Source organism: Candidatus Thioglobus sp. (assembly GCF_028599055.1).
Lineage (GTDB): Bacteria > Pseudomonadota > Gammaproteobacteria > PS1 > Pseudothioglobaceae > Thioglobus_A.
The window spans coordinates 1-13,695 of record NZ_JAQRMS010000027.1 but is presented as its reverse complement, the minus strand read 5'-3'; the positions used below and the strand labels follow the sequence as shown (position 1 = coordinate 13,695).

Sequence of the window (13,695 nt, the reverse complement as noted above, 5' to 3'; positions counted from 1 at the left end):
AAAAGTAAAAGTAACTAAAGTCGGCGATATAACAGGTGGTATAGATTACACGGGCGAAGGGCTTGAACCTGAGCAGTGCGCTGATGACAAAGAAACCGAAATAAAAGTTAGTATAGATTGGAGCAATAACACTTTAAATGACTATAGTTTTCCAACTGAGGGCAACAAGAATAATCTTGGCCTTGATGTAGCCTTTGCTGGTTTTAAGTACTATAAATTGGATGCTTCGCATAAGAGTTACCATCCATTAAGCAAAAATTTAACACTAAACCTTAAGGGCACCATTGGTCTTGGGCAAGGTTATGGCGGCAAAGAATTACCGTTTTTTAAACGCTATTATGGGGGTGGTAGTTCATCAGTGCGTGGTTTTGATTTTAACTCTCTTGGTGTAAAATACACAGATACTGACATTGCCAAAGGTGGTGAGTTATCCATACTCATGAGTGCCTCTGTTATTTCTCCGCTGACCTTTATGAAAGACAGTAAAAATATGCGACTAAGTGCATTTATTGATGCTGGATCGGTTGAAGAAAAAGCCTCCAACTTAAGCTTTGATGAAATTCGTATGTCAACTGGTGTGGCATTTTCATGGTTAACACCAGTTGGCCCGCTTGGAATTTATGCTGCTACACCGCTAATTAAGAAGACAGATGACAAAACCAAAACGGTTGAATTTACACTGGGCACAAGTTTTTAATTATATGAATACAGTTATTACATAATGCGCACCCTGGGGGAGATTGCAATACTGATTGATGCTGAATTAATTGGCGATGCAAACTATCAAATTTTAGGCTTGGCTAGCATTGATCAAGCGCAAGCTGACCAATTAAGCTATGTGGCGAGTAACAAATATTCAAACCAATTAGACAATACCCAAGCTGGTGCAGTGATTATTAACAAGTCTTTGAAGGATTCCCGCCCTGCCAATGCACTTATTGTTAAAGATGCACCTGTGGCATTTGCAAAATTATCGCAACATTTCAGACCGGAAAATTCACTCATGATCGGTATTCATCCGAGTGTGACTATGGGTAAAAATGTTCAGATTGGTGATAACTGTACTATCGGTGTAAATGTTGTACTTGAAGATGAAGTTATTATTGGTAACAACGTCACGATTGGCGCCAATAGTGTCATTCATCATCAGTGTCAAGTTGGCAATGATGTGGTGATTGATTCTGGCGTTGTTATCGGCTCGGAAGGTTTTGGTAATGCTAGGGATAATCAGCAGCATTGGCACGCAATTGCTCATTTGGGCAGGGTTATTATTAACAATCAGGTAACTATTGGTGCTAACACCGCCATTGATCGAGGTACACTGGGTGATACAATTATTCATAATGGTGTTCGCCTGGATAATCTTATCCATATTGCTCACAATGTTATTATTGGTGAAGATACTGCCATTGCAGCTTGCAGCGGTATTGCAGGCAGTACTAAAATTGGCGAGCGCTGCATGATTGGTGGCATGGTTGGTATTGTTGGCCATCTTAATATTTGTGATGACGTTATTATCAACGCCAAAAGCACAGTTGACAAAAACATTAATAGTGCCGGCATGTATACTGGCATCATGCCGCTCATGCCTCATAAAAAATGGCAGATTGTTGGCGTTTGGTTAACAAAACTTGATAAAATCACAAAATATTTAAACATCAAACTTAACTACTTAAAAGGAAAATAACCATGGAAATGAACATTCAAGACGTTAAGAATTACCTACCGCATCGCTACCCATTCTTACTGGTTGACCGCGTACTTGAATTGGAAGTAGGTAAGTCACTGGTTGCCTTAAAAAATGTAACGGTTAACGAGCCTCAGTTTACAGGTCATTTTCCTGCACAGCCAATCATGCCGGGTGTTTTAATTGTTGAAGCTCTAGCTCAAGCTACTGGCATATTGGCGTTTAAATCAGAAGTGGGCAAGCCAATTGATGGGCAAATTTACATGTTGGTTGGTGTTGACAAGGTGCGATTTAAACGCATGGTTGAGCCAGGTGATCAGCTTCGATTAGAGGTTGAGGTGATGACAGTTAAACGCGGTATTTGGAAGTTCAAATGTCAAGCAACCGTTGACGGTAAAGTGGTGTCCACAGCAGAGCTAATGTGCACTCAAAAAGCTGCTGATTAGTCAATTAACCAATAATTCTTGAGGAGAATAACATGGCGATAGATCCAAGTGCAATTGTAGACCCGAGTGCCAAGGTTCATAAAAATGCTGAAATTTGCGCTTATGCGATTATTGGTGCTAATGTTGAAATTGGCTCAGGCACAATTGTTGAATCGCATGCTGTGATTCAAGGGCCGACTAAAATTGGCAAAAACAACCATATTTATTCGTTCGCTTCAATTGGTGGCGACCCTCAAGATATCACTTATGAAGAAGGTCAAGAGTCCAACTTAGTCATTGGTGATGAAAATCTTATTAGAGAATTTTGCACCATTAATCGTGGCACAGAAAAAGAAAAATCATTAACTCGAGTTGGTTCTAACAATATGCTTATGGCGTATGTTCATATCGCACACGATTGTCAAATTGGTGATCATGTCATTATGTCCAATAATGCTTCGTTAGCAGGCCATGTTCGTGTACATGACTGGGCAATTTTGGGTGGCTTTACACTGGTTAAACAATTTTGCATGATTGGCATCCACACCTACATTGGTATGGGTTGTCACGTAAATAAAGATATTCCAGCTTATATGGTAGCCTCCGGCACCCAAACGCGCGTTCGCAGTATTAATGCCGAAGGTATGCGTCGACGCGGATTCTCATCGAGTTCCATTGCCTCTATTAAGCGCGCCTTTAAAGTGGTTTACAGAGAGTCTACTGGTCGACTACTTGACCAGATGCTTAGTGAACTTGAAGCTTCAGAAGCTGACAGCCCCGAGGTGATGCAATTTGTTAATTGTATTCGTGGCTCAAAAGTAGGCATTATGCGTGGCCCAGTTGAGGAATAACACGCCGCCAATTTATGGATAAATCCTTTTTAAAGTCAAGCGGTGTTGTTACTGCCATGACTTTTTTGTCACGCATTTTAGGCTTGGTGCGTGATTTTTTTATAGCAAAATATTTTGGTGCAAATGGCCTAACCGATGCATTTTTAGTAGCCTTTCGCATTCCAAACTTCTTAAGGCGATTATTTGGTGAAGGCGCTTTCTCTCAAGCTTTTATCCCTATTCTAGCAGATGCCAAAGTTAATCAATCTGAGCAAGAGGTGCAACGTGTCATTAACCACATAGGCACTAAATTCTTAAAAATACTCATTATTATTACTGTAATTGCCGTGGTTGCAGCGCCAGTGATCATTTTCATGTTTGCTTGGGGTTTTTATTTTAGTGAGGATTTAACTAAATTTAATTTAGCATCAGACATGCTAAGAATTACTTTTCCTTACCTATTGTTAATTTCCTTGGTGGCCTTTTCTGGCAGTATTTTAAATACTTATGATCAATTTGCTGTGCCAGCATTTACCCCAGTACTACTCAACCTGAGTATGATTTTATCAAGCATCTATTTATCGCAGTACTTAGATGAGCCAATTATGGCGTTAGCTTGGGGCGTGTTAATTGGTGGCGTTTTACAGTTATTATTTCAAATTCCTTTTTTGCTTAAAATTAACAAACTACCCAAATTCACCAAGGGTGATCACCAATCGGTAAAAACACTTAAAAAACGCATGCTTCCAGCATTATTCGGCGTTTCTGTTTCTCAAATTAATCTATTGATTGATACCATGATTGCCTCAGTTTTAGTTAGTGGTAGCGTTTCTTGGCTGTACTATTCAGATCGTTTGCTTGAGCTACCTTTAGCGCTTATTGGTATTGCACTAGCTACTGTAGCATTGGCTAAGTTGAGCGTGCATTACGCCAATAAAGACACTCAGCAGTTTACTCGAACGATTGATTATGCGTTAAAGCTAGGGTTGATTTTAGGCTTGCCTGCTTGTGCAGGGTTGGTTTTACTGGCCGAACCTTTGATTATTACGCTATTCCAGTATGATGCTTTTAGTGTTTTCGCTGCTCAGCAATCAGCCTTAAGTTTAATGGCATACGGATCTGGTCTTGTGGCCTTTATTACTGTAAAGATTTTAGCCCCTGTTTTTTTATCTCGTGGCGACACCAAGACACCGGTAAAAGCAGGCATTATCGCCATGCTTTCAAATGTTATCTTAAATGTTGTATTAGGCTATTACTATGATCATGTTGGCTTAGCAGTTGCCACATCACTCTCTGCACTAATTAATGCTTCTGTGCTTTATTTTTATTTAGCCAAGCAAAAAATCTTTCATTTTTCTAATGATTTAATAAAAATGTTTTTTAAAGTTTGTTTGGCAAGCTTTATAATGAGCATCTTTATTTTGAACTTTGATCAAGTTAATAGTGTCTATTTAGCAGCTGATGCTCTCTCGCGTATATCGATGCTAGGTGTCACTATCTCTTTGTCAGTGTTTGTTTATTTTTTAAGTCTAAAATTACTAGGCATTAACCTGAGAAAACTATGAATACCGTCCACTGTGTTAAATTAAACGAAGAACTTGAGGCACTTGAGCGTGCACCCTATCCTGGTGAATTAGGGCAAAGGATATTGGCCAATGTGTCAAAACAAGGTTGGCAACAGTGGCTTGATCATCAAACCATGATTATTAATGAAAATAATTTAAGCATGATGGATGCTAATGCACAAAAATACCTAAAAGAACAAATGGATAAATTTTTCTTTTCTGCAGAAGGTGCTGACGATATTAAAGGTTACACGCCTCAACCATAATGGCTAATTTATTTATTGTGGCCGCCCCCTCAGGATGTGGCAAAACCTCATTGGTTAAGGCGCTTATTGAGCAAACGCAAAACTTATGTGTATCTGTATCACACACAACGCGCAATGCGCGCCCTGGTGAAGTGCATGGCAAAAATTACTTCTTTGTCTCAAAAGATGAGTTTGATCAAATTAACCGAGACAATGGCTTTATTGAATCTGCACAAGTCTTTGATAATTACTATGGCAGTGCCAAGCAAACTGTTAGAGATTTACTCGCAACAGGTACTGACGTTATTTTGGAAATTGACTGGCAAGGCGCTAGACAAGTCAAAAAAAGCTTTGGTGATGCCATTGGTATTTTCATCTTGCCACCATCAGAATCTGCGCTACGCGAACGCTTAACGGGCCGTGGTCAAGATGATGAGAGTATTATTAATAGACGCATGCAAGACGCGGTAAGTGAAATGCAGCATTACAATGAATTTGACTATTTAGTGATTAACGATGACTTTGACACGGCATTGGGCGAGCTATCGAGTATCATTCATTCACAGCGGTTATTGTTGTCGCAACAATCAGTTAAACATCAATCCTTGCTTAACGCTTTGATTTAACCTATAATATTAATCCTTAATAATATTCACTAGTTACTATATTTTAATGAGTACAGAGTTTGCACTACCAGCAACGAGCACAGCTGGCGCTTTAGGTGTTCAAAAATACCCTCCAATTCTTACTGCTGAAGAAGAGCATGAGCTTGCTATACAGTTGTATGAACAGCATGACTTAAGTGCTGCTAGAAAATTAGTGCTATCACATATGCGCTTTGTTGCTTTCATTGCGCACGGTTACAAAGGCTACGGCCTAGAGCAAGCGGATCTAATTCAAGAAGGTACCATTGGATTAATGAAAGCAGTTAAACGCTTTAATCCACATAAAAATGTGCGCTTAGCATCATTTGCGGTTTACTGGATTCGCGCAGAAATCCATGAATTTATCTTCAAGAATTGGAAAATTGTTAAAGTGGCAACCACTAAGGCGCAGCGTAAGCTATTCTTCAAATTAAAGAAAGCCAAAGCGCAGATTTACAACTCACTCAACAATGATCAAGCAGATCAAATTGCTCAAGATTTAGGGGTTCGACGCAAAGATGTATTGGAGATGGAGTCTCGTTTGCAATTTAATGATGTTGCCTTTGAAAATACTGATGATGAAGATTCAAATGCGCCTGAGCAATATTTAACCAGTGAAAACACTCAAACGCCTGAGCAATTGCTTTTAACTGACGATTCTCAAAAAAATCAACAGCAGAAGCTTTATCAAGCCTTGTCATTACTCGATGAAAGAAGCCTGGATATCTTGCAATCTAGATATCTACAAGAGCAAAAAACCACTTTGCATACACTGGCAGACAAATACGGCGTTTCTGCAGAGCGTGTTCGCCAACTTGAAAATAAAGCCATGCAAAAACTTAAATTAAGCCTGGAAACTGCCGAGCTTTAATATTTTTTTGTTAAATTAATTCGCTTTTAAAAGCCTCGTTTTTACGGGGTTTTTTTTGGTATGATACTTGCCAGATATATTCTTGGGTTAGTGGCATATGAGTGATTACGATTCTTCCTCGATTGAGGTTTTAACTGGGCTTGAACCAGTGCGCAAACGCCCTGGCATGTACACTGAAACCGAACGACCTAATCATTTAGCGCAAGAAGTTATTGATAATAGTGTTGATGAGGCAGTTGCTGGCCATGCTAATAAAATCAATGTTGTACTCTACAAAGATGGGTCGCTATCGGTTGAAGATAATGGTCGAGGTATGCCGGTTGATATTCACGAAGGTGAAGGTCAATCTGGTGTCGAGGTGATTCTAACCAAACTTCATGCAGGTGGTAAATTCTCTAATGACTCTTACCAGTTTTCAGGTGGCCTACATGGCGTAGGTATCTCTGTGGTTAACGCCCTATCCACCTCGGTAGAAATTTGGATTAAACGCGATGCCAAAGAGCATTACATCACTTTTGCAGATGGATTTAAAAAAACCGAGCTCGAAGTAATCGGAACCGTTGGCAAGCGCAATACAGGTACCAAAGTTAAGTTTACGCCAGATGCTCAATTTTTTGATACGGTCAAATTTTCAGCAACTAAATTACGTCACAACCTGCGCTCTAAAGCTGTACTGTGCCCAGGTCTTGAGGTTAATTTTCACAATGAAATTGACGATACTACAGATAAGTGGCTCTACCAAGAAGGCTTAAAAGATTACCTTTCAATGGCGCTAGATGGGCTTGATTGCCTGCCTGAAAAACCTTTTGTGGTCGATTTTGCATCGGACGAACAACAACTCAACTGCTCACTTGCATGGACTCAATATAACACCAATGTTGTGGCTGAAAGCTATGTTAATCTGATTCCAACCATCGGTGGTGGTACGCATGTTAATGGATTGCGCTCAGGTCTCACTGATGCCCTAAAAGAATTTTGTGAATTTAGAGATCTAATTCCAAAAAACATCAAACTAACCCCTGATGATGTCTGGCAGAAAATTTCGTATGTATTATCCATTAAAATCCTAGACCCACAGTTTTCTGGTCAGACCAAAGAAAGGCTGTCTTCTAGAGAGTGTGCTGGATTCGTGACTAACGTCGTTAAAGATGCCTTTAGCTTGTGGCTTAACCAGCATACTGACATTGCTGAACAAATTGCCCAACTAGCTATTTCTAATGCACAGGCACGACTTAAAACCAACAAGAAAGTGGTTCGCAAGAAAATTGTTAGCGGCCCCGCCCTTCCTGGAAAACTCTCAGATTGCACCAGTACCGATCTGTCGCAAACTGAAGTGTTTTTGGTTGAGGGAGACTCTGCTGGTGGCTCTGCCAAACAAGCTAGAGACAAAGAATACCAAGCAATCTTGCCGCTTAGAGGTAAGATTTTAAACACTTGGGAGGTTGATTCTGAGCAAGTATTGGCCAGCAACGAAATTCATGATATTAGTGTTGCTATTGGTTTAGAGCCCAATAGTGAAGACATGTCAGGCTTGAGATACGGAAAAATCTGTATTCTTGCCGATGCTGACTCCGATGGTGCGCATATTGCCACCTTGATTTGCACATTATTTGTCAAGCATTTTCCACGATTGGTTAAAGAGGGGCATATTTATGTCGCTATGCCGCCACTCTATCGAATTGATGCAGGCAAGCAAGTTTATTACGCCTTAGATGATGGTGAGCGAGATAGTATTATTCGTAAAATTGAAAACGACAATAAACGCGTTAAAATTCAAGTTCAGCGTTTCAAAGGCTTGGGAGAAATGAATCCGGCTCAATTACGAGAGACCACCATGCTGCCTGATACACGACGGTTAATCCAACTAACCTTAGACAACCCACTTCAAGTTGATCAAACCATGGACATGTTGCTGAGTAAAAAACGTGCCAGTGATCGCAAAAAATGGCTAGAAGAAAAAGGTAATTTGGCTAATGTCTAGTTCAAAAAAAGCAGTTGTATTGTTATCAGGCGGTTTAGACTCAACAACAACACTAGCCATTGCAAAATCCAAGGGGTTTGACTGTTATGCACTTAGTTTTGACTATGGTCAAAAACAGAAATCTGAGCTAAACGCTGCCGCCAATATTGCCACCCAGTTTGACGCCAAAGAGCATCGAATTATGAAAATATCACTATCAGATATTGGTGGCTCTGCACTCACAGATGACGCTATTGCAGTGCCTGATTTTGTGCAAAGCGACGAGATACCTGTTACCTACGTCCCTGCTCGTAACACTATTTTCCTATCCTACGCACTAGCTTGGGCTGAAGTACTGGATTGTCAAGATATTTTTATCGGAGTTAATGCACTTGATTATTCAGGTTATCCGGATTGTCGTCAAACCTATATCGATGCATTTGAAACAATGGCCAATTTGGCCACTAAGCAAGGTGTTGAAGGTCATAAAACCAGCATACACACCCCGTTAATTCAACTTAATAAAGCTCAAATTATTCAACAAGGGCTGTTATTAGGGGTTGATTATTCCAAAACCACCACCTGTTATCAGGCCAATGAACAAGGAGAGGCTTGTGGTGTGTGTGACGCTTGTGAATATCGAAAACTTGGCTTTATTGAAGCAGGGATCGACGATCCTACACGCTATCAAAATTAATTCTATTTTTTTGCAATTTAGGCTTGTTTTATAGCCAATAAAAGATAAAATAATAACTTTATTAAATCAAACAGGAAGTAACAAATGAGCATTGAGGAAAGAGTAAAGAAAGTTGTATCTGAGCAATTAGACGTAAGTGGTGACATCGATAACAACGCTTCATTCATTGACGATTTAGGTGCAGACTCTCTAGATACTGTTGAATTAGTAATGTCTCTTGAAGAAGAGTTTGACTGTGAAATCCCTGATGATCAAGCAGAAAACATTACAACTGTTCAACAAGCGATTGACTACGTTAATAACAATTTGTAACTTCCGTTTAGTTAGCTAAACAATAAGGCGCTTTCTTCAATGAATTAAGCGCCTTTTTTAATTTTTAAGAGTATCAATTATGAGCAAAAGAAGAGTTGTTATTACTGGCATGGGCATTGTTTCTCCCGTAGGAAATTCCATTGAAGAATCTTGGAAAAATATCTTAGCTGGTCAATCTGGCATTAACACCTTAACCAATATTGAAACTGAAGGTCAGTCAGTCACTTTTGGTGGCTCTGTTAAAGATTTTGATATTACAGATTACCTAAAGCCTAAAGATGCCAAAAAAATGGATACTTTTATTCATTACGGCATGGCTGCTGGCATTCAGGCCTTTGAGGACTCTGGCATTGAAGTGACTGACGAAAATGCTGAGCGTATTGGTGTTGCTATTGGTGCTGGCATTGGTGGCCTAGGTACGATTGAAAAAACAGCCGACCTGTTTAGAGAAAAAGGTGCTAAGCGCATCTCGCCTTTCTTTGTCCCCTCTTCAATCATTAATATGATCTCTGGCAATCTATCGATCAAATATGGCTTTAAAGGGCCAAATTTTGCCATTGTAACTGCCTGCACAACTGGCACACATAATATTGGCGATGCGTCTCGTTTAATCGAATATGGTGATGCTGACGTGATGATTGCAGGTGGCGCGGAAATGTCAACCACTAATTGTGGCCTGGGTGGTTTTGCTGCTGCTCGCGCCCTATCCACTCGCAATGACGACCCATCAACTGCTTCTCGCCCTTGGGACAAGGATCGTGATGGATTTGTCTTGGGTGATGGCGCTGGTGTGGTGGTGTTAGAAGAATACGAACACGCCAAAGCGCGTGGTGCAAAAATCTATGCAGAGGTTTCAGGTTACGGCATGAGTGGTGACGCTTATCACATGACCCTGCCTTCAAAAGGTGGCGAAGGTGCAGCGCGCTGTATGAAAAATGCCATGCGCAATGCAGGTATTAATGCTGAACAAATTGATTACATCAATGCTCATGGCACCTCAACCCCAGCGGGTGATCAAGCAGAAACTGACGCTGCTAAGCTTGCCTTAGGTGATCATGCTTACAATATAGTGATGAGTTCTACAAAATCCATGACAGGGCATTTATTGGGTGCTGCTGGCGGTATTGAGGCCATATTTACCGCGCTTGCTATTAGGGATCAAATAGCACCACCAACCATTAACATTATCAATCAAGATGAAAATTGTGATTTGGATTATTGTGCTGATGGCGCCAGAGAGATGACGATCAACCACGCTATTTCTAACTCATTTGGCTTTGGTGGCACCAATGGCACCATCTTACTTTCCAAAGTGTAAAAAAAATGCCTAGCAATTGCTAGGCATTTAAGACTTGAATCAAGGTTTAAGTTTATTTTTCAATCGCTAAATCCACGCCTTTAATTTGGTCTGCATCTGCAATCAATTCTTTAATAAATTCATAAACGGCTATCGCGCCATTTTGAATACTACTCATTGCTGCTTCTTTATTAACCACTAAAGCCCAGCTTTCAGCTGTTGAAACAAATTGAATAGCACCACCAATTAGTGCCAAAATAATAACAACACTGATAATAAATTTAATCATAATCATCTCCTAAAAATAAAAAAGCATTGTACCTAATTTACAATGCCATTGGCCTGTAACAAGCCGTCAATTGATGGCTTTGAACCTCTAAAGGTTTCGTAGCTTTTCATAAAGTCCTGGCTACCGCCTGTCTCTAATATCTGATGTAGAAAATCAAGTGAGGCTTGAGAGCCTATTCCACCTTGTTTTTGAACATAATAATAAGCATCTGCAGCCAGCACCTCGGCCCATTTATAGCTAAAGTAGCCTGCCGCATAGCCACCAGAAAAAACATGGCCAAACGTATTTAAAAAACGATTTTCGTTAATTGCTGGCATAAGCGCAGTGTCCTTACGAACCTCTTCTAAAACACCGTAAGTATCTTGTGTATCTGTATGCGTTTTAAGATCCCATAACGAAAATTCACACTGACGCAACATGCCCATAGCTGATTGAAAGTTTTTAGCGGCAATTAATCGATCATAGAGTTCATCGGGTAAGTGTGCATGAGTGTCAACATGTGAAGACATTTTTTTAACCACCTCACGCTCATAACAGAAAAATTCCATATACTGACTGGGTAGTTCAACACCATCCCAAGGAACACCTGATATACCAGCAGCGCAAGCATATTTCACTTTAGTCAATACATGATGTAGCGCATGGCCAAATTCATGGAATATGGTAACAATTTCGTCAAATTCAAACAATGCAGGCTTGCCTTCACTGGGTGAATTTAGATTACACACAACAAAGGCTACCGGTATTTCGTTGTCATGCAGTGGTTGATAATCCGCCATCCATGCGCCACCACGCTTATCTTGGCGAGCGTATAAATCTAGGTAAATTTTGCCAATTAATACATCGCCCTGCATGATTTCCAACACACGAGCATCTGCATGATAACTTGACTCATCAGCATAGCTAACTGTGACCCGGTAGAGTTGTTCAATTGTAGAAAACAAGCCTTTTAAAACTTTGTATTCAGGAAAATATGGCGTTAACTCTGATTTTTTAAAACCAAATTTTTGCTCTTTTAATTGCTCACTATAAAAACCCACATCCCATGATTTAAGTTCCATACCTGCAAATTGCGTTAATTCATCGAGCTCCGCTTGCGCCTGCGGCTTAGATTTAGTCACCAGATCCGTTAAAAAATCTATTATCTGCTCGACACTTTCAACCATTTTTGATTCAATCGACAACGTTGCGTAATCTTTAAAGCCTAATAAATTAGCCATTTCATGACGCAGTAGGAGAATCTCATCCATGATGACTTTATTGTCATATGCTTTATCAGTAATGCCTAACTCAGACGCACGTGACACATAGGCACGATATACCTCTTCTCGCAGCGCCTGATTATCAAGATAGGTCATCACATCCATATACACAGGTACTTGTAGATTTAACTCGTAACCATTGTCGGTTTTAATTTTAGCAAGCTCTGTTTCGCCATAACCTTTAAGCTCATCAAGTGATACAACTTTTGTCCATTCATTGGTGGCTTTAAGTGAATTTTTTGAAAACTGATTGCTCAGCAAGCTCAAGCGCTCTTTAATGGCTTTAAAGCGCTTAGATTGCTCACCTTCTAAACCCACGCCTGACAACTCAAAACCATCAATTGCATCATTTAAAATGTGAGATTGTTGGTCGTTAAGCTGAGTATTCTTTAAATTTTTATAAGCTTGATACAAAGCCTTATTGCTTGAAATTTCAGAATAAAAATTAGTAATAATGGGCAGTGTTTGCTCATACTGCTCATTAAACTCATCGTTAAACATCACTGCATTTAGGTGTGAATTCACACTGGTTAGACGACCCAATTCACATTCAAAATCATCGGTAGCAGAAATAACACTATCCCAATCATTGCCCTGTTCAGCTTGAGCAATCACCTCAAGCCCTTGTTGGGTGAGTTTCTCAACGGTTTCAACAATATTTTCTGGTTGGAAATTCGGTATAGGGTTTTTCATACTGTGGTAAAAAATGTAGTTAAACTTTTTATCTAGAAAGGTTCTAGTAGAATAGGGGAAATTGGTGGAGAGAGGGAATATTCACTACGCTCACCCTACGGGCCGTTATCACAAGTGATAACGTTGTTACGCTACGCTCCACCCAAACCCTCTACTCGGGTTCTTATCTACCTCAATATCCATTATTTAAATACCCGCTTCGCAGGTGCTTAAATAATGGTGGAGAGAGAGGGATTCGAACCCTCGGTACGTTACCGTACACCCGCTTTCCAAGCGAGCAAATTAAACCACTCTGACATCTCTCCAATATAAATCAAATGGTCTAAATATTTTCTTATCTTGGAAAGATTTCCAAGCGAGTAACACAAACCGCCCTTACTTCTTTCCAAAAAGAGATATTTTACGTTAATATCGCCTTAAATCTACCCATTTAAAGAATTTGCTAAATTTTATAGACGTTGACGCCTTGTGATTAAAAAGCGCTTAAAAATAGCTTGTTATTAGCCAAAAATACCATTTTTAATAGGAATTTATTAAGGATTTTGACTTTCAAGCAGTCATTTCCATTATTTTCTAAATTTTACTTATCTAGAAAGGCACAACAGTTGTCAGTATTTTTTTATTGTATGAGGCAGATTGTAAAAAAATTTGATCAAGCATAGCTAACAATTATGTGATTGAAAAATTTTTACAACCTAACAAAATAGAATGAAAAAAGACGCAGTAATTAGCTGATTTTCATGCCTGGTTGTGCACCTGAATCCGGCGATAAAATATGTAATGTTTTACCATTACCCGCTGCCAGCACCATGCCTTCAGATAAGCCAAATTTCATTTGTCTTGGCGCCAGATTAGCCACCATCACCGTTAAACGACCTTCTAAATCTTCAGGATTGTAGTGTGCTTTAATGCCGGCAA

The 13,695-nt window shown here is 39.8% G+C and carries 15 protein-coding genes, 1 tRNA gene and 1 other RNA gene; 12 read left to right on the top strand and 5 right to left on the bottom strand.

Going from position 1 to position 13,695, the window contains the following annotated elements:
• From PSN35_RS03180 to fabF, 12 genes are all read left to right on the top strand, one after another.
• Nucleotides 1-697 (top strand): BamA/TamA family outer membrane protein (locus tag PSN35_RS03180; protein ID WP_300029331.1); only part of this gene is annotated, 697 nt, incomplete at its 5' end.
• 24 nt (nt 698-721) lie between these two features.
• The gene (lpxD, locus tag PSN35_RS03175) at nt 722-1,687 is read left to right on the top strand and encodes a UDP-3-O-(3-hydroxymyristoyl)glucosamine N-acyltransferase (RefSeq protein ID WP_300029329.1); all 966 of its coding nucleotides are present in this window, start codon (nt 722-724) and stop codon (nt 1,685-1,687) included.
• Nucleotides 1,688-1,689: 2 nt separating this feature from the next.
• A complete protein-coding gene (fabZ, locus tag PSN35_RS03170; RefSeq protein WP_300029326.1) occupies nt 1,690-2,133 on the top strand; it encodes a 3-hydroxyacyl-ACP dehydratase FabZ in 444 nt (147 codons plus the stop codon).
• Nucleotides 2,134-2,165: 32 nt separating this feature from the next.
• The gene (lpxA, locus tag PSN35_RS03165; protein WP_300029323.1) at nt 2,166-2,963 is read left to right on the top strand and encodes an acyl-ACP--UDP-N-acetylglucosamine O-acyltransferase; all 798 of its coding nucleotides are present in this window, start codon (nt 2,166-2,168) and stop codon (nt 2,961-2,963) included.
• A gap of 14 nt (nt 2,964-2,977) precedes the next feature.
• A complete protein-coding gene (gene murJ, locus PSN35_RS03160) occupies nt 2,978-4,507 on the top strand; it encodes a murein biosynthesis integral membrane protein MurJ (protein WP_300029320.1) in 1,530 nt (509 codons plus the stop codon).
• The gene (locus PSN35_RS03155) at nt 4,504-4,773 is read left to right on the top strand and encodes an oxidative damage protection protein (protein ID WP_300029317.1); all 270 of its coding nucleotides are present in this window, start codon (nt 4,504-4,506) and stop codon (nt 4,771-4,773) included. The genes murJ and PSN35_RS03155 overlap by 4 nt, the downstream gene beginning before the upstream one ends.
• Complete coding sequence (gmk, locus tag PSN35_RS03150; protein ID WP_300029314.1) at nt 4,773-5,378, top strand: guanylate kinase; 606 nt, start codon at nt 4,773-4,775, stop codon at nt 5,376-5,378. Before PSN35_RS03155 ends, gmk begins: the two co-directional genes overlap by 1 nt.
• A 46-nt stretch (nt 5,379-5,424) precedes the next feature.
• The gene (gene rpoH / locus PSN35_RS03145) at nt 5,425-6,267 is read left to right on the top strand and encodes an RNA polymerase sigma factor RpoH (RefSeq protein ID WP_300029311.1); all 843 of its coding nucleotides are present in this window, start codon (nt 5,425-5,427) and stop codon (nt 6,265-6,267) included.
• Nucleotides 6,268-6,364: 97 nt separating this feature from the next.
• The gene (gene parE, locus PSN35_RS03140) at nt 6,365-8,248 is read left to right on the top strand and encodes a DNA topoisomerase IV subunit B (RefSeq protein ID WP_300029307.1); all 1,884 of its coding nucleotides are present in this window, start codon (nt 6,365-6,367) and stop codon (nt 8,246-8,248) included.
• The gene (gene queC, locus PSN35_RS03135) at nt 8,241-8,924 is read left to right on the top strand and encodes a 7-cyano-7-deazaguanine synthase QueC (RefSeq protein WP_300029304.1); all 684 of its coding nucleotides are present in this window, start codon (nt 8,241-8,243) and stop codon (nt 8,922-8,924) included. The genes parE and queC overlap by 8 nt, the downstream gene beginning before the upstream one ends.
• Nucleotides 8,925-9,008: 84 nt before the next feature.
• Nucleotides 9,009-9,236, top strand: coding sequence for an acyl carrier protein (gene acpP, locus PSN35_RS03130; protein WP_053952101.1), 228 nt, complete (start codon nt 9,009-9,011; stop codon nt 9,234-9,236).
• Nucleotides 9,237-9,315: 79 nt separating this feature from the next.
• Nucleotides 9,316-10,554, top strand: coding sequence for a beta-ketoacyl-ACP synthase II (gene fabF, locus PSN35_RS03125; protein WP_300029300.1), 1,239 nt, complete (start codon nt 9,316-9,318; stop codon nt 10,552-10,554).
• Between the two features lie 52 nt (nt 10,555-10,606).
• On the opposite strand, the gene PSN35_RS03120 is transcribed toward fabF, so the two are convergent.
• The 5 genes from PSN35_RS03120 to PSN35_RS03100 form a co-directional block, all read right to left on the bottom strand.
• Nucleotides 10,607-10,822: a hypothetical protein gene (locus tag PSN35_RS03120; protein ID WP_300029297.1), complete on the bottom strand. Its 216-nt coding sequence runs from the start codon at nt 10,820-10,822 to the stop codon at nt 10,607-10,609.
• Nucleotides 10,823-10,854: 32 nt separating this feature from the next.
• On the bottom strand, nt 10,855-12,777 hold the full coding sequence (locus tag PSN35_RS03115; protein ID WP_300029294.1) for a M3 family metallopeptidase: 1,923 nt from the start codon (nt 12,775-12,777) through the stop codon (nt 10,855-10,857).
• Between the two features lie 62 nt (nt 12,778-12,839).
• A non-coding RNA gene (locus tag PSN35_RS03110) (RtT sRNA) lies at nt 12,840-12,965 on the bottom strand.
• 29 nt (nt 12,966-12,994) lie between these two features.
• Nucleotides 12,995-13,082, bottom strand: a tRNA-Ser gene (locus PSN35_RS03105).
• A 422-nt stretch (nt 13,083-13,504) separates the two neighbouring features.
• Nucleotides 13,505-13,695: hypothetical protein (locus PSN35_RS03100; protein ID WP_300029291.1), on the bottom strand; the 191-nt coding region annotated here is incomplete at its 5' end.

Coding starts and splice junctions, on each gene's coding strand:
- lpxA (WP_300029323.1), top strand. CDS start 2,166: ATGGCGATAGATCCAAGTGCAATTGTAGACCCGAGTGCCAAGGTTCAT.
- PSN35_RS03155 (WP_300029317.1), top strand. CDS start 4,504: ATGAATACCGTCCACTGTGTTAAATTAAACGAAGAACTTGAGGCACTT.
- parE (WP_300029307.1), top strand. CDS start 6,365: ATGAGTGATTACGATTCTTCCTCGATTGAGGTTTTAACTGGGCTTGAA.
- fabZ (WP_300029326.1), top strand. CDS start 1,690: ATGGAAATGAACATTCAAGACGTTAAGAATTACCTACCGCATCGCTAC.
- gmk (WP_300029314.1), top strand. CDS start 4,773: ATGGCTAATTTATTTATTGTGGCCGCCCCCTCAGGATGTGGCAAAACC.
- PSN35_RS03120 (WP_300029297.1), bottom strand. CDS start 10,822: ATGATTAAATTTATTATCAGTGTTGTTATTATTTTGGCACTAATTGGT.
- PSN35_RS03115 (WP_300029294.1), bottom strand. CDS start 12,777: ATGAAAAACCCTATACCGAATTTCCAACCAGAAAATATTGTTGAAACC.
- acpP (WP_053952101.1), top strand. CDS start 9,009: ATGAGCATTGAGGAAAGAGTAAAGAAAGTTGTATCTGAGCAATTAGAC.
- queC (WP_300029304.1), top strand. CDS start 8,241: ATGTCTAGTTCAAAAAAAGCAGTTGTATTGTTATCAGGCGGTTTAGAC.
- fabF (WP_300029300.1), top strand. CDS start 9,316: ATGAGCAAAAGAAGAGTTGTTATTACTGGCATGGGCATTGTTTCTCCC.
- murJ (WP_300029320.1), top strand. CDS start 2,978: ATGGATAAATCCTTTTTAAAGTCAAGCGGTGTTGTTACTGCCATGACT.
- lpxD (WP_300029329.1), top strand. CDS start 722: ATGCGCACCCTGGGGGAGATTGCAATACTGATTGATGCTGAATTAATT.
- rpoH (WP_300029311.1), top strand. CDS start 5,425: ATGAGTACAGAGTTTGCACTACCAGCAACGAGCACAGCTGGCGCTTTA.